This window comes from Allobosea sp. TWI1241, from assembly GCF_039673065.1.
Lineage (GTDB): Bacteria > Pseudomonadota > Alphaproteobacteria > Rhizobiales > Beijerinckiaceae > Allobosea.
On record NZ_JBDJKW010000013.1, the window covers coordinates 1 to 18,058 of the forward strand.

An 18,058-nucleotide genomic window follows, 5' to 3' on the forward strand; every position below is an offset into this window, starting at 1 on the left:
GACCGGGAGCATCCTTCGAGACGCCGTTTCCGTTGGAACAGGCCCCGGAGGGGCCGTGCGGCGGGCGCCCATGCCCGTCCGATGATGATTTTGCGAGGATGTCGCCATGGCCGGACCCCGGCAATCTTCCGCCGCCCCCGCGGCCCCGCTCGACGGTGCCCGCGTCCTGGTGGTCGAGGCCCGCTTCTATGACGAGCTGGCCGACGAGCTGCTCGAGGGCGCGCTCGCCGTGCTCGAGGCGGCCGAATGCCGCGTCGACGTGGTGACGGTGCCCGGCGCGCTCGAGATCCCCTCCGCGATCGTGATCGCCCAGCGCGCCGCCGACGAAACGGTCGATCCCTATGAGGCGGTCGTGGCGCTCGGCACGGTGATCCGCGGCGAGACCGGCCATTACGACATCGTCGCCGGCGAGAGCTCGCGCGCGCTGATGGACATCTCCGTCGCCTATGCGCTGCCGCTCGGCAACGGCATCCTCACCGTCGAGAACGAGGCGCAGGCCTGGGCCCGCGCCAAGCGCGACGAGATGAACAAGGGCGGCGGTGCCGCCGAGGCGGCGCTCGCGGTGCTGCGCTTCAAGCGCTCGCTGGCGGAGCAGTCGAAATGAGCCGTGCCGAGAAGCGCCGCGGCGCGCGGCTGTCGGCCGTGCAGGCGCTCTACGAGATGGAGATCGGCGGCCGCGGCGTGATCGAGGCCATGTCCGAGTTCGAGGCGTTCTGGATCGGCAAGGAGATCGACGAGGTCGAGCTGCCGGAAGCCGAGATCGCCTTCTTCCGCGACCTGCTCGGCGGCGTCGTGCGCGAGCAGCGCATGGTCGACCGCGCGGTCGACGAGGTGCTCGCCAGCGGCTGGCCGCTGAAGCGGGTCGAGGCCGTGGTGCGCGCCGTGCTGCGCGCCGGCTGCTACGAGCTCGCCTTCCGCAAGGACGTGCCGGCCCGCGCCGTCATCTCCGAATATGTCGCCGTCGCCCGCGCCTTCTACGAGGGCGAGGAGATCGGCATGGTCAACGCGGTCATGGACCGGCTCGCCCGCGACTTCCGGGCGGACGAGTTCGACCCGGCGGCCTGATGGCGACCGCCCCCGCGCGCCCCGGCGAGTTCGAGCTGATCGCGCGGCATTTCGCGCCGATCGCGGGGCCGGGCGGTCTCGGCCTGATCGACGATGCCGGGCTGCTGCGCCCCGGGCGCGGCTTCGAGATCGTCGTCACCACCGACGCGCTGGTCGCCGGCGTGCATTTCCTCGCCGACGATCCGCCGGGCTCGATCGCCCGCAAGGCGCTGGCGGTCAACCTCTCCGACCTCGCCGCCAAGGGCGCGCGGCCCGACGGCTTCGTGCTCAGCCTCGCGCTGGCGCCGGGCTGGGACGAGGCCTGGCTCGCGGCCTTCGCCGCGGGGCTGGCCGCGATCGCGGCCGAGGCTGGCTGCCCGCTGATCGGCGGCGACACCGTCTCGACGCCCGGCCCGCTCACCCTGTCGATCACCGCCTTCGGCAGCGTCCCGGCCGGCCGCATGGTACTGCGCTCCGGCGCGAAGTACGGCGATGTCCTGCTGGTCTCGGGCACGATCGGCGACGGTGCGCTCGGGCTGAAGGTGCATGCCCCGGATGCGCCCGCCTGGGTGGCGGGGCTCGACCAGGCGGCGCGTGACGAACTCGCCGACCGCTATCTGCATCCGCGCCCGCGCCTGGCGCTGGCGCAGGCACTGCAGGCCCATGCCTCCGCCGCGATGGACGTCTCCGACGGGCTCGTCGGCGACCTCGCCAAGCTGGTGACGGCCTCCGGCGTCGGCGCCGAAGTCGATCTCGACGCCGTGCCGTTCTCGGCGGCGGTGCGCTCTGCCGTCATGGCCGATCCCGCGCTGGCGGAACTGGCCTGGACCGGTGGAGACGACTACGAAATTCTCTGCACGGTCCCGGACGAGAAGTATTCTTCCCTGATCGCGGCGGCCGACGCGGCGGGTGTTCCCCTCGTCCGGATCGGGCGCATCGCCGGCGTGCCGGGAACCGTGCTCTACCGCGAAGCGGGCCGGCCGCGCGAATTCGCGCGAGGCTCCTTCGTCCATTTCTGACGGCGGCCATGGCCGCCGGGAGACCGGCGGTTCCGATGAGCCAGAATGCCCAGACCATCGCGCAGCAGGGCGACGCGCTGGCGCGCCGCAACGCGCTCGTGCTCGCCTCCGCCCAGGCGCTCGGCGGCGCCAATCCGGCCATCGTCGTCTCGCTCGGCGGCATCGTCGGCGCGCAGCTGGTCTCGGACCCGGCCTTCGCCACAGTCCCGGTCAGTGCCATGCATCTCGGCCTCGCCTGCGGGGTCATCCCCGCGGCGATGGTGATGCGCCGCCTCGGCCGCCGCGGCGGCTATCTCGTCGGCGCGATGATCGGCGCCATCGGGGCCGGCGTCGCCGCGAGCGGCGTGGTCGAGCGGCTGTTCTGGCTGTTCTGCGTCGGCACCTTCCTGTGCGGGCTCTACGGCTCCTATGTGCAGAGCTACCGCTTCGCCGCCGCCGACACGGCCAGCGAGGGCTTCCGCCCCCGCGCCATCTCCTGGGTGATGATCGGCGGTCTCGTCGCCGGCGTGGTCGGCCCGCAGACCGTGCTCTGGACGCGCGACCTGACGCCCGCCGCCCCGTTCGCGGCGAGCTTCCTGGCGCTGGGTTGCCTGGCGCTGCTCGCCATGCCGCTGGTCTCGCGTCTGCAGGCCCCGCCGGTGGTCCGCCAGGCTTCGGCCGGCGGCCGGCCGCTCTCCGAGATCATGCGCCAGCCGAAGTTCATCGCCGCGGTGGTGGCGGCGTTGGTCAGCTATGGGCTGATGAGCTTCCTGATGACGGCAGCGCCGCTCGCCATGGTCGGCTGCGGCCATTCGGTCGGCGAGGCCGCGCTCGGCATCCAGTGGCACGTGCTTTCCATGTTCGCGCCGAGCTTCGTCACCGGCCGGCTGATCGCGCGCTTCGGCAAGGGGCAGATCACCGTCCTCGGCCTGCTTCTGACGGCGCTGGCGGCGATCGTCGGGCTCGCCGGCATCAGCGTCGCGCATTTCTGGATCGCGCTCGTCCTGCTTGGCATCGGCTGGAATTTCGGCTTCATCGGCGCCACCGCGCTGGTGACCGACTGCTATCGCCCGGAAGAGCGGGTGAAGGTGCAGGCGGCGAATGATTTCCTGGTCTTCGGCTCCGTCGCCCTGGCCTCCTTCTCCTCCGGCGGCCTGCTGCATGCCGGCGGCTGGGACAGCGTCAACTGGCTGGTCTTCCCGCCGGTTCTGATCGCGCTGACGCTGCTCGGCTGGCAGCGCCTCTCGGGGCGCGTCGCGGCGGCCTGAGGCCCACGGGAAGCAGCACTCCCGCCCGTTTGCGATTCGGGCGAAAACTTGGCAACGTTCGGCTCGACACTGACGATCGGCCCTGCCGGCGCGTGATTCCTGCTCGGCAGAGCAATCCTTGGCGTTCAACAAACCGGAAAACCGGATCCGTCGGGGCGTCCTGCCCCGGTTGACGAAACTCAGGGACGGGAAATTCGATGTCGGCCTTGCTCATCATCATCGTTTTGAGTGCGCTATCGATCGTCTATGGACTCTGGGCCTATGGCGACGTCATGAAGCGCGACGCCGGTAGCGCGCGAATGCAGGAGATTTCCGGCGCGGTCGCGGAAGGCGCCCAAGCCTATCTCAAGCGGCAATATCTCACGATCGGCATCGTCGGCGTCGTGCTGCTCGCCGCGCTGATCTGGCTTCTCGGCATCTATGTCGGCATCGGCTTCCTGATCGGCGCCGTGCTCTCCGGCGTCGCCGGCTTCATCGGCATGAACGTTTCAGTGCGCGCGAATGTCCGCACCGCCCAGGCTGCGATGCAGTCGCTGGGAGAGGGGCTCGACGTCGCCTTCAAGGCCGGCGCGGTCACCGGCATGCTGGTCGCGGGCCTCGCGCTGCTCGGCGTCGCGGTCTATTTCGCCGTGCTGACCGGCTGGCTCGGCTTCGACGCCGCCAGCCGCACCGTCATCGACTCGCTCGTGGCGCTCGGCTTCGGCGCCTCGCTGATCTCGATCTTCGCCCGTCTCGGCGGTGGCATCTTCACCAAGGGCGCCGATGTCGGCGCCGACCTCGTCGGCAAGGTCGAGGCCGGCATTCCGGAGGATGATCCGCGCAACCCGGCGACGATCGCCGACAATGTCGGCGACAATGTCGGCGACTGCGCCGGCATGGCGGCCGACCTGTTCGAGACCTATGCGGTGACGCTGGTCGCCACCATGGTGCTGGCGGCGATCTTCTTCGCCGGGCAGGACGCGCTCAAGGTGATGATGCTCTATCCGATGGCGATCGGCGCGGCCTGCGTCGTCACCTCGATCGCGGGCACCTTCTTCGTCAAGCTCGGCGCCAACCAGTCGATCATGGGCGCGCTCTACAAGGGCTTCATCGCCGCCGGCGTGCTCTCCATCGCCGCCATCGCCGCCGTCACGCATCTGATGTTCGGCGGCTTCTCCGCGGCCTTCACCACCGGGCAGGGCGCGAGCTTCACCTCCGGCGGGCTGTTCGGCTGCGCCCTGGTCGGCCTGGCGGTGACGCTGCTGATCGTCGTCATCACCGAGTACTACACCGGCACGGGCAAGCGCCCGGTCGTCTCCATCGCCCAGGCCTCGGTGACCGGCCACGGCACCAATGTCATCCAGGGCCTCGCGGTCTCGCTGGAATCCACTGCGCTGCCGACTATCGTGATCATCGCCGGCATCATCGTCTCCTACGGCCTCGCCGGCCTGTTCGGCATCGCCATCGCCACCACCGCCATGCTGGCGCTGGCCGGCGTGGTGGTGGCGCTCGACGCCTTCGGCCCGGTGACGGACAATGCCGGCGGCATCGCCGAGATGGCGGGGCTCCCCAAGGAGGTCCGCCATTCGACCGACGCGCTCGACGCCGTCGGCAACACCACCAAGGCGATCACCAAGGGCTATGCGATCGGCTCGGCCGGCCTCGGCGCGCTGGTGCTGTTCGCCGCCTATACCTCCGACCTCAACTTCTTCGTGGCGGAGGCCAACAAGGCCGGCTCGACGACCTTCCAGTACTTCAAGGGCGTCGCGGTCGATTTCAGCCTGTCGAACCCCTATGTCGTGGTCGGCCTGCTGCTCGGCGGCCTGGTCCCCTTCCTCTTCGGCGGCATGAGCATGACGGCCGTCGGCAAGGCGGCGGGCTCGGTGGTCGAAGAGGTGCGCCGGCAGTTCAAGGAGAAGCCCGGCATCATGCAGGGCACGGACCGGCCCGATTACGGCCGTGCCGTCGACATGCTGACCAAGGCCGCGATCAAGGAGATGGTGCTGCCCTCGCTGCTGCCGGTGCTGGCGCCGATCGTCACCTTCTTCGTCATCAACGCCATCGCCGGCAAGAACCAGGCCTTCGCCGCGGTCGGCGCCATGCTGATGGGCGTGATCGTCACCGGCATCTTCGTCGCCATCTCGATGACCTCGGGCGGCGGCGCCTGGGACAACGCCAAGAAGAGCTTCGAGGACGGCTTCGTCGACAAGGACGGCGTGCGCCATCTCAAGGGCTCGGACGCCCACAAGGCCTCCGTCACCGGCGACACCGTCGGCGACCCCTACAAGGACACGGCGGGCCCCGCCGTGAACCCGGCGATCAAGATCACCAACATCATCGCGCTGCTGCTGCTGGCGATCCTGGCGCATAGCTGAGCGCCGGACCAAGACGAACCCACCCCGCGGCAGCCGCTGCCGCGGGGTTTTCCATGCCCGCTCAACGCTTTGCGGCACTTGGCGGAATCGATCCGCCAGGCGCTTGAATCGATCTGTGAACCTTCGGTCGAAAGCGTAGCGTCCGGGCGGGCGGTGGGGCGGCGAAGCTGGCATGGTCCGGGCCGAGATGGAGACAGACGAGATGACCGCCCGTGCCGACCGCCGCTTCCGTTCCAGCCCCGTCGCCGACTACGCCCTGCTGGGCCTGCTCGCGCTGCTTTGGGGCGCCTCCTACAGCTTCATCAAGATGGGCGTGGCGACGATCCCGCCCTTCACGCTGATCGCGGTCCGCACCGTGATCGCCGGTGCGATCCTGCTCGCCGTGCTGCGCTGGCGCGGCCTGTCCATGCCGCGCGATCCGCTGGTCTGGCGCGACTTCGCGGTGCAGGCCTGCCTGAACAGCGCGGTGCCGTTCACGCTGATCGCCTGGGCCGAGATGCGGGTCGATGCCGGCCTAGCCAGCATCCTGACCGCCGGCTCGCCGATCTTCGCCTTCCTGCTGGCGCTCCTGCTCTCGCGCGGCGAGGCCGCGACCGGGCGCAAGCTCTTCGGCGTACTCGCCGGCATGCTCGGCGTCTGCCTGATCATCGGGGTCGAGGCGCTGTCGGGGCTCGGGCGGGACGTCGCGGCGCAGCTCGCGCTGGTGCTCGCCAGCCTGTGCTATGGCGGCGCCGCCCTGTTCGGCCGGCGCTTCTCCGGGCTCGATCCGCTGATGCCGGCGGCAGGCTCGCTGGTCTGCGGCGCGCTGGTCCTGATCCCCGCCAGCCTGATCTGGGACCGGCCGTGGACGCTGTCGCCCTCGCGCGAGTCGCTCGCCGCGCTGCTCGCGCTCTCGGTGTTCTCGACGGCGCTGGCCTTCGCGATCTATTTCCGGCTGATCGCCCGCATCGGCGCGGTGGCGACGACTTCGGTGGCCTATCTCAGGGTGCCGGCCGGCGTGCTGATCGGCATCGTCTTCCTCGGCGAGCGGCTCGCCCTCACCACGGCGGCCGGGCTGGTCCTCGTGCTCGTCGGCGTCGTCGCGATGACGCTGCGGGGGCGCCCGCGCGGTGGGGCCTGACAGGGCTGCGCTCTTGTCGCATCGGCGCGCGCACAAGCGCCGTCACCGGCAACAAAAAAACCCCGCAGCGTGCCGCGGGGTTTTCGTCGGTTCGCGATCGCGCCCGCTCAGGCGCCGAGCGGGTTGAACTTGGTGACGCCGCGGAAGAGGTTGCGCAGGAAGCTCTGCTCCTCGCCGCCGGTCGGGGTGGTGCGGCTGATGAAGTCGAAGATCACGCCGTCCTGCAGGCCGTAATTGGCGATGCGCTCGACCTTGAAGCCCTTGTTGAAATAGATCACCAGCACCTTCTGGTCGACGACCTGGAAGTCCTGGAACTGGAAGCGCCGGCGCACCGTCTGGCTGATGTAGTAGAAGGTGCGGTTGCCGATGGTCGACGTGGTCGAGGGCGTGCCGAGCGTGGTCAGCACCGCCTGGACATCCATGCCCGGCCTGACCTTGGCGATCAGATCGTCGTCCATGACGAAGCCGCGGGTGAACTCCTCGTTCAGGCCGGCGGAGGTCGGCACGCGGAAGCCGAGTTGGGTGGCGTTGCTGCACGCGGCCAGCGGCAGCGCGGCGGCCAGCGATCCGAACAGGACGGTGCGGCGGGTCGGAGCGGTCATGCGGCAGGGTCCAGCAGCAGGCACGCGGACGATGCCGCGCTTGTCATGAGGGGTGTGCTTGGCGTAACGCCCGAGCATGGCTTTGGCAAGGCAAGCGCTAGGAAACGGGACAGGACTGTGATTCTCAGCCTCTTCGGCAAGCGGCCGGACCGGCTGGCGCCGGTCAAGACCGTGTTCTCCCGGATCGTGTCGGCATCGCGAGAGCCGGCGCTGTTCCTCGACGCCCGCGTCCCCGACGATTTCGAGGGCCGCTTCGAGATGCTGGCCCTGCACGTCTTCCTCGTGCTGCGCCGGCTGCGCGCCCTGCCGGCCCCGGCGGCCGACATGGCCCAGGACCTCGTCGACGCCACGTTTGCCTATCTCGAGCTCGGCTTCCGCCAGGGCGGGGTCGGCGACGTTTCGGTGCCGCGCAAGATGAAGGCGATCGGGCGCAGCTTCTATGGCCGCCTCGGGGCCTATGAGGAGGCCTTCGCCGGCGAGGGACCCGACGCGCTGGCCACGGCGCTGGCCCGCAACGTCTCGGCCGAGGCCGATTCCACCGCGCTCGCGGCCCATGCGAGGGCCTGCGACGAGCGCCTCTCGGGGCTCGATCTCGCTGCGCTTCTCGCGGCCGATCCCCTGTTTCCCCCTTTCACGAGCGACAGAGCCCGATGACCTCCGAGACCCCCGACACGCCCGCCGCGCCGGCGCTGCCGCTCAGGCAGCCCGTCCGCGTCGAGTCGATCACCCTGCGCACCGTCACCGTCGAGGTGGTGGCGCAGCCCGAACAGCTGGCGCCGATCGCGCGTCATCTCGGGCTGGCCTCTCTGGAAGCCCTGCGCGCCGAGTACCGGCTCTCGCGCAATGGCGACCGCGTCGGGCTGGAGGGCGAGATCCGCGCCAGCCTGCACCAGAATTGCGTCGTGACGCTGGAGCCGGTGCCGGCGACGCTCAGGATCCCGGTGAAGCTCGACTTCGTGCCCGAATCGGAGATCGTGGCCCCCGAGCCGACGGCGCGCGATCTCGCGGAGATCGACATCGAGGTCATGCTCAACGAGGCGGACCCGCCGGAGCCGATCATCGGCGGCGTGATCGACCTCGGCGCGGTGACGCTGGAGTTCCTGGCGCTCGGCCTCGATCCCTATCCGCGCAAGCCCGGCGCGACCTTCACCGAAAACGCCGCGGCGACCGAAGCGGATTCGCCCTTCGCTGCGCTCGCCAGGCTGAAGCGGGATGACTGAGCCCGCCGCCGGAGCAGGCTTTGGCTTGCGGCCGGCGTGCAAGACGCTATTGTCCGCCCGCCTCGAGCCGCATCGCCCAGGGGCGTCGCCTCAGGAACTGATCGCCATCTCATGACACGTCCGGTTACAATCGCGCTCGATGCGATGGGCGGGGACCATGGCCCGTCCGTGGTCATTCCCGGCGCCGCGCTGACTCTCGAGCGCCGTCCCGATGCCCGCTTCGTGATCTTCGGCGATGAGGCGCAGGTCGCGCCCCTGCTCGAGCAGCACCCCAAGCTCAAGGCTGCCTCCGTCCTGCACCACACCGAGGTCTCGGTGAAGATGGACGACAAGCCGAGCCAGGCCCTGCGCTATGGCCGCTACAAATCCTCGATGTGGCGCGCCATCGACGCCACCAAGACCGGAGAAGCCGACGTCACCGTTTCCGCCGGCAACACCGGCGCGCTGATGGCGATGTCGAAATTCTGCCTGAAGTCGATGCCGCAAGTCGACCGCCCGGCGATCGCCTGCCTGTGGCCGACGGTGCGCGGCGAGAGCGTCGTGCTCGATGTCGGCGCGACCATCGGCGCCGACGCCCAGCACCTGGTCGATCTCGCGGTGATGGGCGCCGCCATGGCGCGCGTCGTCTTCGATCTCGACCGTCCGAGCGTTGGCCTGCTCAATGTCGGCGTCGAGGAGATCAAGGGCGTCGAGGCGGTGAAGGAAGCCGGCCGCATCCTGCGCGAGAGCAACCTGCCCCACATGGCCTATCACGGCTTCGTCGAGGGCGACGATCTCGGCAAGGGCACGGTCGACGTCGTGGTCACCGAGGGCTTCACCGGCAATATCGCGCTCAAGACCGCCGAGGGCACCGCCCGCCAGATCGGCGAATATCTGCGCGCCGCGATGGGCCGCTCGCTGATGTCGAAGATCGGCTATCTCTTCGCCCGCGGCGCCTTCTCGGCGCTCAAGGACAAGATGGACCCGCGCAAGGTCAACGGCGGCGTCTTCCTCGGCCTGGAGGGCATCGTGATCAAGAGTCATGGCGGCACGGATGCGGTGGGGTTCGCCAGCGCCGCCGAACTGGGCTACGAGATGGCGCGCGAGGACCTGATGGCCAAGGTCCGCGAGATGGTGTCGGCCACGTCGCGTCCGCAGGCTGGCCCTGCCGACGCGCAGGCCGTCGCCGGCGAGTAGGGAAGAACGTCCTTGTCGAAACTGCGATCCGTGCTGCGCGGCTGCGGCTCCTATCTGCCGGCGCAGATCCTCACCAATGCCGACATGGCCAAAAAGGTCGACACCACCGACGAGTGGATCGTCCAGCGCACCGGCATCCGCCAGCGCCATATCGCGGCCGATGACGAGACCACCTCGGTGCTCGGCCTCAAGGCCGCGGAGGCGGCGCTCGCCGACGCCGGCATGCGCGCCGACGAGATCGACCTGATCATCGTCGCCACCGCGACGCCCGACCACACCTTCCCCGCCACCGCGACCCAGATCCAGGCCGAGCTCGGCATCACCCAGGGCGCGGCCTTCGACCTGCAGGCGGTCTGCTCCGGCTTCGTGTTCGCGCTGGCCACCGCCGACAAGTTCCTGACCAGCGGGGCTGCCAAGGCGGCGCTGGTCATCGGCGCCGAGACCTTCTCGCGCATCCTCGACTGGGAGGACCGCACCACCTGCGTGCTGTTCGGCGACGGCGCCGGCGCGGTCGTGCTGGCGGCGGAGGAGGGCGAGGGCACGCTCGCCGACCGCGGCGTGCTGACGACCCATATCCGCTCGGACGGGCGCCACAAGACCAAGCTCTATGTCGATGGCGGCGCCGGCTCGACCAAAACGGTCGGCCTGCTGCGCATGGAGGGCAAGGAGGTGTTCCGCCATGCGGTGGTCAACCTCGCCGACACCGTGCGCCACACCTTCGAGGCGACCGGGCTGACCGGCGCCGACATCGACTGGTTCGTGCCGCACCAGGCCAATCGCCGCATCATCGACGCCACTGCCGACAAGCTCGGCATCAGCCAGGACCATGTCGTGGTGACCGTGGACCGCCACGGCAACACCTCGGCGGCCTCGATCCCGCTGGCGCTCGCCGAGGCCCATGCCGACGGCCGCATCAAGCGCGGCCAGCTCGTGCTGATCGAGGCGATGGGCGGCGGCTTCACCTGGGGCTCGGCGCTGATCCGCTGGTGAGCCCGCGGCAGGCTCGACCGCTAAATCTTTTGGAATTCATGACATTTCCGAATTGCGGAAGCCATGAATCTCGCTGTTTTCAACCTGTGCGTCTGCTCCGAGGATTGACCCGGTCTGCCACGCATCCTAGCGTCCGCGCAGCCGGCACAGCTCGGCCCTGCGGGGATGCTTCTGCTCGATAACGCCTTTGGAGGTGGCTCATGGCTGGGCAAACGGTGACGCGCGCTGATCTGTGCGAGGCGGTCTATCAGAAGATCGGCCTGTCGCGGACGGAGTCGTCCAAGCTTGTCGAGGCCGTGCTGGACGAGATCTGCGACGCGGTCGCGCGCGGCGAAAACGTCAAGCTCTCCTCCTTCGGCTCCTTCGTCGTGCGCGACAAGGGCGAGCGAATCGGGCGTAATCCCAAGACGGGCGTCGAGGTTCCGATCGAGCCGCGCCGCGTCATGGTCTTCAAGCCGTCGAACGTGATGAAGGCCCGGATCAACGGGCAGATCGCCGAAGGCGAGGACGAGTGAGCCTGGAGTTCCCAACCGGCGAGACAGAGGCCGAATTGGACACCAAGAGCCCCGACGCATTCCGGACCATCAGCGAGGTCGCCGAGGACCTCGACATACCCCAGCACGTCCTGCGCTTCTGGGAGACCCGTTTCGCGCAGATCAAGCCGCTGAAGCGCGGCGGTGGCCGTCGCTACTACCGCCCCGACGACGTCGCCCTGCTCAAGGGCATCCGCCGGCTGCTCTACGGGGAAGGCTATACGATCAAGGGGATGCAGCGCATCCTCAAGGAGCAGGGGCCGCGCCACGTCCAGGCGATCGGCCGCGGCGCCGAGATCGCCCCGCTGCTGGGCGCGCCGGTACCGGCCGAGACCTCGCCTGCTGCCGCCGTCACCGCCGCACGCCGCGCCGCGATGCTGCCCGGCTTCGAGGAGGCGGACAGCTATCCCGGACCCGACGAGGACGGTGCGGAGGCGCACGCCATGCCCGTGCAGACGCTGCCGGTCGCCGATCTCGCGCTGCTGCGCGCGACGCTGGCCGAGCTGACCGAATGCCGCCGGCTGTTGCAGGGCGCGCTCGCCTCGGCGGATTCCGAGGACGCCTGACCGCGTCATGGCCCTTGAACCGGGGCGGTGCATGGCTTAGATCGGCCGCGAGGACGACCTCCGCGGCCCCGTGCCAGCGTGTTTTCCCGGCGTGGACGACCTCGCCCTTCGTGACGGAGGGCCGCACCATGGCCTGGATCTATCTCTTCATCGCCGGCCTGTTCGAGATCGGCTGGGCCATCGGCCTCAAATACACCCATGGCTTCACCCGCGTGGTGCCGAGCCTGCTGACCTTCGCGAGCATGGCAGTCAGTCTCGGCCTGCTCGGGCTCGCGCTCAAGAGCCTGCCGCTCGGCACCGCCTACGCCATCTGGACGGGCATCGGCACCGTCGGCACGGCTTTGCTCGGCATCCTGCTGTTCGGCGAGGCGGCCACCGCGATGCGGCTCGCCTGCATCGGGCTGATCGTCTCGGGAATCGTCGGGCTGAAGCTCGTCGGCTGAAGGCGGGCGACCGGCGCGGCTCAGCTGCGCCGGAAGGCCTCTGGCCAGAAGCCGTTGCGCTCCAGAAGCAGGATCAGGACGATGACGCCGAGCGTCACCACCACGGTCATCAGCTTCGAGTTCCAGGGGACGCCGCGGCCGATCAGCCAGACCAGCGTCAGCCCCATGATGAGGGGGATCGCGATCTCCATGGCGCCAGCCTAGTGCATCGGCCCGAAGCGAGGCAACCACACCCCGCGATCCGTATCGTCGCGGGAACTCAACGGGCCGCGCGACGTTGGCAGGGCAGGGACGAGCACACCGCCAGACCGGTGCCGGCGATCCATCCACACCACACGGACGAGGAGGCATCCATGGGCCTGTTTTCCAAGGATATCAAGACGATGGACGATCTGTTCGTGCATCAGCTCCAGGACGTCTATTACGCCGAGAAGCAGATCCACAAGGCGCTGCCCAAGATGATCGAGAAGGCGACCGACCAGGGCCTGCGCAGCGGGCTCGAGGCGCACCGCGGCGAGACCGAGGGCCATATCCGGCGGCTCGAGCAGGTCTTCAAGCAGCATGGCGTCGAGGCCAAGGCGGTGAACTGCCCGGCGATCGACGGCATCCTCAAGGAGGCCGACGAGGTGGCCGGCGAGGTCGCCGACAAGGAGGTGCTCGATGCCGCCATCGTCGCCGCCTGCCAGGCGGTGGAGCATTACGAGATCACCCGCTACGGCACGCTTGTCGCCTGGGCCAAGCGCCTCGGCCGTCAGGACTGTGCCGAACTGCTGCAGCAGAACCTCGACGAGGAATATGCCGCCGACGACAAGCTGACCAAGCTCGCCACCGGCGGCATCAACCGCAAGGCCGCCTGATCGCGGTCGTCGTGGGGCGCCGCGCCGTTCAGTCGGCCGGCGCCACCGCGTCCTGCGCCCCCTCGATCAGGGGGCGCAGCCGTGCCAGCTCCATCGCCATGAAGTCGAGGAACAGCCGCACCCGTGGGGTGTGGCGCATGTCGGGATGGGTGAGCAGCCAGAGATCGGCGGCATAGCCCGGCTGCGGCGCACCGAGGCGCGCCAGCCCGGGCCGCCGATCACCGATGAAGCAGGGCACGAAGCCGACGCCGATCCCCGTCTCGATCGCCTCCGCCAGCCCGAGCACGGAATTCAGCTTGTAGACCAGGCGCTCGGGCGGCACGGCCTTCTGCACGGTCTGCACGACCTTGAACCCGGTGAACTGGTCGCCGAGCGAGACCCAGCGCTGCGCGGGCCAGTGCTCCTCCGTCAGTGCCTGCGCGTCGGGATGGTCGGCGGCACGGCCATAGAGCGCCCAGGCGATCCGCGCAGCCCGGCGCCCGACGAGGTTCTCCGGCGGCGCATCGGTGGCGCGGATGGCGACATCGGCATCGCGCTTGCTGAGATTGAGCGCCTGGTTGCCGAGCAGCACGTCGAGCCTGATGTCCGGGCATTCGCGCATGAAGCGCTCGAACAGCGGCGTCAGCAGCTCGATCAGCAGGGAATCGTTGGTCGTGACGCGCAACTCCCCGGCGGGCTGGATCTCGCGTCCGGCGAGCCGGCGGGTGAAGCCGGAAATGTCCTGGTCGAGCCGCGCCGCCAGCGCCGCCATCTCCTCGCCGGCGGGCGTGGTGACGTAGCCGCTGCGATGGCGCTCGAACAGTCGGGTGCCGAGCGCCTCCTCGATTTGGCCGAGCCGCCGGAACACCGTGGAATGGTTGATGCCGATCAGCTCGGCTGCGGCCGGCAGGCTGCGCGCCTCGGCGATCGCCTTGATCAGGCGGAAATCGTCCCAGGACACGGGATGGGGCGCGGACGGCAAGGCGGGCTCTCCGGCGGTTGCTGCCGGACCATGCCGCAGACGGCGGGCTGCAACAACCCGCCGTCCGGCATCGGGCTCAGGCGAGGGCGGAGCGCGCCGCCTCGGGCAGGCGGCCGGGACGCAGGGCCAGGGGGCCGTCGCCGATCAGGCCATGGGCGAGTGCGAGTGCCGCCAGCACGGCGGGATGCTCCCAGCCGCCATTGGCGGCGGTGAACAGCCAGCCATTGGGCGCATGCACGGCGAGCGCGCCCAGCAGCACCGGCAGCAGCAGCAGCGAGGCGAAACGGCCATAGAAACCGAGGAGAATGGCGATGCCGCCCAGCGTCTCGGCCAGGATGATCGGCCAGGCGACCGCGCCGGGCAGGCCCTGCTGGCCGAGGAAGCCGGCGAAACCCGGCACGGTGAACACGCTGTATTTCAGATAGGCGTGCGCGAGGAACATCAGGCCGAGCGCGAGGCGCAGCACGAGGGCTCCGTAGGGAGCGAGGCGGGTATCGATCATGGAACTCTCCAGGCGATCGGGGTGATCGTGGCGGGAGAGTGATCGCGGCTGTTGCGCAATTCAATTTTCGAATTCGTCAGGAAGACATTGCTGGAGTGCAATGTCCGGCATCTGGATTTTGCCGGCCGATGGCCCATCTTGTCGGCAACGAGGGCGGCGTTCCGCGGCCCGAGAGGACCCAAGCCATGCAGATCAACGGCATCCACCACGTCACGGCGATCGCCGGCCCGGCGCGCCGCAATCTGGATTTCTATACCGGCGTCCTCGGGCTGCGCCTGGTGAAGAAGACCGTCAACTTCGACGATCCGACAACCTGGCACCTGTATTTCGGCGACGCCGGCGGCAATCCCGGCACGATCCTCACCTTCTTCCCTTGGGAGCATGCCGCCCCGGGCCGGCTCGGCATCGGCGAGACGCAGGAGACCTCCTTCCGCGTGCCCGCCGCCGCCATGGGCTACTGGACGCATCGCCTCGTCTCTCATGGCGTGGTGCATGATGTGCCCCAGAAGCGTTTCGGCGAGACCGTGCTGGCCTTCCGCGACCCGGACGGCATGCGGCTGGCGCTCGTCGGCGTGCCCGGCAGCGAGGCCGAGCCGGCCTGGGAGGGCGGGGGCATCCCCGCGGAGGTCGCCATTCGCGGCTTCCACGGCGTCACCCTGCTGCTCGACAAGGCCGAGCCGACCGCGGCGATCCTCGCCGAGGTCTTCGGTTTCGCCGAAGCCGGACGCGAGGGCGGCATCGTGCGGATGCGGGCGCCGGGCAGCCCTGTCGGCGGCATCGTCGATCTGCGCGGTGCGGGCGGCTTCCTGCCGGCCCGGATGGGCGCCGGCTCGGTGCACCACGTCGCCTTCCGGGCGGCCGACGATGCCGAGCAGGCGCGCATGGTGGCGCTGCTGACCGAGCGGTTCGGCCTGCGCGTCACGGAGCAGAGGGACCGCAACTACTTCCGGTCCGTCTACTTCCGCGAGCCCGGCGGCGTGCTGTTCGAGATCGCGACCGACGATCCGGGCTTCGCCATCGACGAGCCGGCCGACAGCCTCGGCGGCACCCTCAAGCTGCCGGCCCGCTACGAGGCGCGCCGCAGCGAGATCGAGGCGGTGCTGCCGGCCCTCGACTGACAAGGACGGGCGCCCAGCCTTGCGCCGGGCGCCCGCTCCCATCGCCATCGACGAGGAGATGTCACCATGGATGCGACCACGTCCTTCATCCACCGCTTCGAGCCGGCGACCGCGCCCGGCCTGCCGCCGCTCCTGCTCCTGCACGGCACCGGCGGCGACGAGACCGACCTGCTCTCGCTGGGCCGCACCGTCCTGCCCGGGGCGGCGCTGCTCTCGCCGCGCGGCAAGGTGCTGGAAGGCGGCATGCCGCGCTTCTTCCGCCGCATCGCCGAGGGCGTCTTCGACGAGGCCGACCTGACGCGCCGCGCCAACGAGCTCGCCGACTTCGTGCTGGCGGCCCGCGCGCGCTACGGCATCGCCGCGCCGCTGGCGCTCGGCTTCTCGAACGGCGCCAACATCGCCGCCGCGACGCTGCTGCTCCGGCCGGAAGCGCTGGCCGGCGGCGTGCTGCTGCGGGCGATGTCGCCCTTCGCGGCGCCGCCCGCGGCCGACCTCGCCGGCAAGCCGGTGCTGATCCTGTCGGGCAGCTTCGATCCGATCGTGGCGGGAGAGGATGCTGAGCGGCTGGCCGCGACGCTGGCGAAGGCCGGTGCGGCGGTGACCCATCGCAGCCTGCCCGGCGGCCATGGCCTCGGCCAGGCGGATATCGGCATCGTCGCCGGCTGGCTGGCCGACACAGGCCGCGCCGTGAATGCCTGAACGACAGAGGCCGGGACACGCCCCGCGTGCCCCGGCCTCGAATCGTCAGATCTCGTATCGCCGCGCCGATGCCGGCGGTCTCAGCGCGTGCCGCGCGCTCAGGCGCCCGTCCGCAGGTGACGGGAGAGATAGCAGAGCAGGCCCAGCGAGCCGAGCATGACCGAGATCATGTAGGGCCCGAACAGGCAGGCGACGAACACCGAGGCGATGAACCCGATCATCATCCCGTTGCGCCAGTCGAATGTCATGACGAAGCCTCCATCACGCAGGGCAGCATCGTTACGATAAGCTTGATTGTCTGAACCGGATTTGAACGGAATCGATTAAGAAAATCTTACGCTTGCGAGCGCTCGTTCAGATCCTGGAAAGGGTTGCGCGGCGCTGTCTGTGCTGCCAGCTCTGGCGTATGGCGTATGGCGTATGGCGTATGGCGTATGGCGTATGGCGTATGGCGTCTGGCGTCTGGCGTCCGGCGTCTGGCGTCTGGCGTGTGGTGCTCGCCGCCCTCCGTGCTGCGCGACGCCTCGTCCGGCGCCCGACGCTCCACGCCTGCCTTTTTCTTCTGCCGCGCGCTCTCGCCTCCGGCGCCCTCAGCGACAGGAGCCGACCTCCTTCACCGCATAGCGCGTCCTGCCGACGCCCTGGGGCGGGATCGCCTCAAGATAGACCACGAGCTTGCAGCGCTCGGTCCTGACCCGCCAGCGCAGTGCCCCGTCCGACCGCCGCTGCCCCGCCCGCGTCAACTCCCGGATCGGCAACTGGCGAACCGCATCGGCAAGCGCACCGCTCTGCATCAACACCTCGACCTGCGCCGCACTGTCGTAAAACCCGGAAACCGCAGCCTGCGCCGGGAGAGCGAAGCAGGATGTGGCGAGGGCGAAGGCGAGGCCGAGAGCGGGTTTCATGAGGGGCCTTTCGGGTGCTTGTCGCGGGCGCTGAGGGCCGATGAGATTCGTCCGGCGGAGATTCGATTATGCGCCGCCTATCCTCACCGTGAAGTCATGTTGTCCCAAGCCACGACTCCGGTCGTGAGGATCTATCGCGAAACCGCTTGGGGAGGGCGGCGCTGATACGGTGCGACCCCGCGCGCGGCCGCGTGCAAGGCAGAGGTCTTTGACAGGTCAGATGGGGGACTCGTAAGCGCCTGGCGCAATCCCGCGGCACTAAGGTATGCGAAACAACGGATCGACCATTCTGGGCCGATAAGACATGTTGCTGAGAATATTTAGGAAAAATGGTCGGAGCGAGAGGATTCGAACCTCCGACCCCTTGTCCCCCAGACAAGTGCGCTAACCGGGCTGCGCTACGCTCCGACGGCTCGGCTTATAGTGTGGGCGTTCGCGCGATGCAACGCGGCAGATGCATCTTTGCCCAGTTTCCCTCGATGACGGCGAACGTCGCCGGACTTTAGGGGATTTCGGGCACGCCGGGGTGGTCGCTGGAAGGCGTTCGCTGGGACCTAGGGCGCGTCCGAGCCCGTCGCCGGCGAATCGGAGCGCGTGCGGCTGCCTGGTAGATCGATGAGCGGCCTTTTGGGCATCGCCGCGGGTTGCGAGGCGGTCGGTATGACGCCGTTCGTGCCCCTCCGCCGGTTCGCCCCGTCGGGA

General features: G+C 69.4%; 22 protein-coding genes and 1 tRNA gene. 16 read left to right on the plus strand and 7 right to left on the minus strand.

Features of this window, described 5'->3' with window-relative positions; all coding sequences use genetic code 11:
* The first annotated feature begins 106 nt into the window (after positions 1 to 106).
* The 6 genes from ribH (at position 107) to ABE438_RS15810 (ending at position 6,784) form a co-directional block, all read left to right on the plus strand.
* Positions 107 to 604, plus strand: a complete 498-nt coding sequence (ribH, locus tag ABE438_RS15785; protein ID WP_346503607.1) for a 6,7-dimethyl-8-ribityllumazine synthase — start codon at positions 107 to 109, stop codon at positions 602 to 604.
* The gene (gene nusB / locus ABE438_RS15790) at positions 601 to 1,065 is read left to right on the plus strand and encodes a transcription antitermination factor NusB (protein ID WP_346503608.1); all 465 of its coding nucleotides are present in this window, start codon (positions 601 to 603) and stop codon (positions 1,063 to 1,065) included. The genes ribH and nusB overlap by 4 nt, the downstream gene beginning before the upstream one ends.
* The gene (thiL, locus tag ABE438_RS15795; RefSeq protein ID WP_346503609.1) at positions 1,065 to 2,063 is read left to right on the plus strand and encodes a thiamine-phosphate kinase; all 999 of its coding nucleotides are present in this window, start codon (positions 1,065 to 1,067) and stop codon (positions 2,061 to 2,063) included. The genes nusB and thiL overlap by 1 nt, the downstream gene beginning before the upstream one ends.
* Positions 2,064 to 2,098: 35 nt before the next feature.
* Positions 2,099 to 3,310, plus strand: a complete 1,212-nt coding sequence (locus ABE438_RS15800; RefSeq protein ID WP_346503610.1) for an MFS transporter — start codon at positions 2,099 to 2,101, stop codon at positions 3,308 to 3,310.
* 197 nt (positions 3,311 to 3,507) lie between these two features.
* Positions 3,508 to 5,664, plus strand: coding sequence for a sodium-translocating pyrophosphatase (locus ABE438_RS15805; RefSeq protein ID WP_346503611.1), 2,157 nt, complete (start codon positions 3,508 to 3,510; stop codon positions 5,662 to 5,664).
* A gap of 202 nt (positions 5,665 to 5,866) precedes the next feature.
* The gene (locus ABE438_RS15810) at positions 5,867 to 6,784 is read left to right on the plus strand and encodes a DMT family transporter (RefSeq protein ID WP_346503612.1); all 918 of its coding nucleotides are present in this window, start codon (positions 5,867 to 5,869) and stop codon (positions 6,782 to 6,784) included.
* 107 nt (positions 6,785 to 6,891) lie between these two features.
* Here ABE438_RS15810 and ABE438_RS15815 read toward each other — a convergent pair whose 3' ends face one another.
* Positions 6,892 to 7,386, minus strand: coding sequence for an outer membrane protein assembly factor BamE (locus ABE438_RS15815; protein WP_346503613.1), 495 nt, complete (start codon positions 7,384 to 7,386; stop codon positions 6,892 to 6,894).
* A gap of 117 nt (positions 7,387 to 7,503) precedes the next feature.
* On the opposite strand from ABE438_RS15815, the gene ABE438_RS15820 reads away from it, so the two are divergent.
* From ABE438_RS15820 to sugE, 7 genes are all read left to right on the plus strand, one after another.
* On the plus strand, positions 7,504 to 8,040 hold the full coding sequence (locus ABE438_RS15820; protein WP_346503614.1) for a ubiquinol-cytochrome C chaperone family protein: 537 nt from the start codon (positions 7,504 to 7,506) through the stop codon (positions 8,038 to 8,040).
* Positions 8,037 to 8,606, plus strand: a complete 570-nt coding sequence (locus ABE438_RS15825; RefSeq protein ID WP_346503615.1) for a YceD family protein — start codon at positions 8,037 to 8,039, stop codon at positions 8,604 to 8,606. Before ABE438_RS15820 ends, ABE438_RS15825 begins: the two co-directional genes overlap by 4 nt.
* Before the next feature lie 111 nt (positions 8,607 to 8,717).
* Entirely contained in the window at positions 8,718 to 9,782 is a 1,065-nt protein-coding gene (plsX, locus tag ABE438_RS15830; protein ID WP_346503616.1) for a phosphate acyltransferase PlsX, read from the plus strand.
* 12 nt (positions 9,783 to 9,794) lie between these two features.
* Positions 9,795 to 10,772: a beta-ketoacyl-ACP synthase III gene (locus ABE438_RS15835; RefSeq protein WP_346503617.1), complete on the plus strand. Its 978-nt coding sequence runs from the start codon at positions 9,795 to 9,797 to the stop codon at positions 10,770 to 10,772.
* A 200-nt stretch (positions 10,773 to 10,972) separates the two neighbouring features.
* Positions 10,973 to 11,287, plus strand: coding sequence for an integration host factor subunit alpha (locus ABE438_RS15840; RefSeq protein ID WP_346503618.1), 315 nt, complete (start codon positions 10,973 to 10,975; stop codon positions 11,285 to 11,287).
* Positions 11,288 to 11,322: 35 nt separating this feature from the next.
* Entirely contained in the window at positions 11,323 to 11,871 is a 549-nt protein-coding gene (locus ABE438_RS15845; RefSeq protein ID WP_346503619.1) for a MerR family transcriptional regulator, read from the plus strand.
* Between the two features lie 128 nt (positions 11,872 to 11,999).
* Complete coding sequence (gene sugE / locus ABE438_RS15850; protein WP_346503620.1) at positions 12,000 to 12,314, plus strand: quaternary ammonium compound efflux SMR transporter SugE; 315 nt, start codon at positions 12,000 to 12,002, stop codon at positions 12,312 to 12,314.
* A 20-nt stretch (positions 12,315 to 12,334) separates the two neighbouring features.
* Here the strand turns inward: sugE and ABE438_RS15855 are convergent, their stop codons facing one another.
* Positions 12,335 to 12,505, minus strand: coding sequence for a hypothetical protein (locus ABE438_RS15855; protein WP_346503621.1), 171 nt, complete (start codon positions 12,503 to 12,505; stop codon positions 12,335 to 12,337).
* 162 nt (positions 12,506 to 12,667) lie between these two features.
* Between ABE438_RS15855 and ABE438_RS15860 the strand changes: the two genes are divergently transcribed.
* Complete coding sequence (locus tag ABE438_RS15860) at positions 12,668 to 13,171, plus strand: YciE/YciF ferroxidase family protein (RefSeq protein WP_346503622.1); 504 nt, start codon at positions 12,668 to 12,670, stop codon at positions 13,169 to 13,171.
* Between the two features lie 28 nt (positions 13,172 to 13,199).
* Here ABE438_RS15860 and ABE438_RS15865 read toward each other — a convergent pair whose 3' ends face one another.
* Positions 13,200 to 14,132, minus strand: a complete 933-nt coding sequence (locus ABE438_RS15865) for a LysR family transcriptional regulator (protein WP_346503623.1) — start codon at positions 14,130 to 14,132, stop codon at positions 13,200 to 13,202.
* Between the two features lie 76 nt (positions 14,133 to 14,208).
* Positions 14,209 to 14,634: a DoxX family protein gene (locus ABE438_RS15870; protein WP_346503624.1), complete on the minus strand. Its 426-nt coding sequence runs from the start codon at positions 14,632 to 14,634 to the stop codon at positions 14,209 to 14,211.
* Positions 14,635 to 14,819: 185 nt separating this feature from the next.
* Between ABE438_RS15870 and ABE438_RS15875 the strand changes: the two genes are divergently transcribed.
* Together ABE438_RS15875 and ABE438_RS15880 are read left to right on the plus strand one after the other, a co-directional pair.
* Positions 14,820 to 15,752 carry a ring-cleaving dioxygenase gene (locus tag ABE438_RS15875; RefSeq protein WP_346503625.1) on the plus strand — a complete coding sequence of 311 codons (933 nt, stop codon included), beginning with the start codon at positions 14,820 to 14,822 and terminating at the stop codon, positions 15,750 to 15,752.
* Between the two features lie 66 nt (positions 15,753 to 15,818).
* On the plus strand, positions 15,819 to 16,451 hold the full coding sequence (locus ABE438_RS15880; RefSeq protein ID WP_346503626.1) for an alpha/beta hydrolase: 633 nt from the start codon (positions 15,819 to 15,821) through the stop codon (positions 16,449 to 16,451).
* A gap of 98 nt (positions 16,452 to 16,549) precedes the next feature.
* Here ABE438_RS15880 and ABE438_RS15885 read toward each other — a convergent pair whose 3' ends face one another.
* The 3 genes from ABE438_RS15885 to ABE438_RS15895 form a co-directional block, all read right to left on the minus strand.
* On the minus strand, positions 16,550 to 16,699 hold the full coding sequence (locus tag ABE438_RS15885; RefSeq protein ID WP_346503627.1) for a hypothetical protein: 150 nt from the start codon (positions 16,697 to 16,699) through the stop codon (positions 16,550 to 16,552).
* 342 nt (positions 16,700 to 17,041) lie between these two features.
* A complete protein-coding gene (locus ABE438_RS15890) occupies positions 17,042 to 17,356 on the minus strand; it encodes a hypothetical protein (protein WP_346503628.1) in 315 nt (104 codons plus the stop codon).
* A gap of 330 nt (positions 17,357 to 17,686) precedes the next feature.
* A tRNA-Pro gene (locus ABE438_RS15895) sits at positions 17,687 to 17,764 on the minus strand.
* Positions 17,765 to 18,058: the final 294 nt, after the last annotated feature.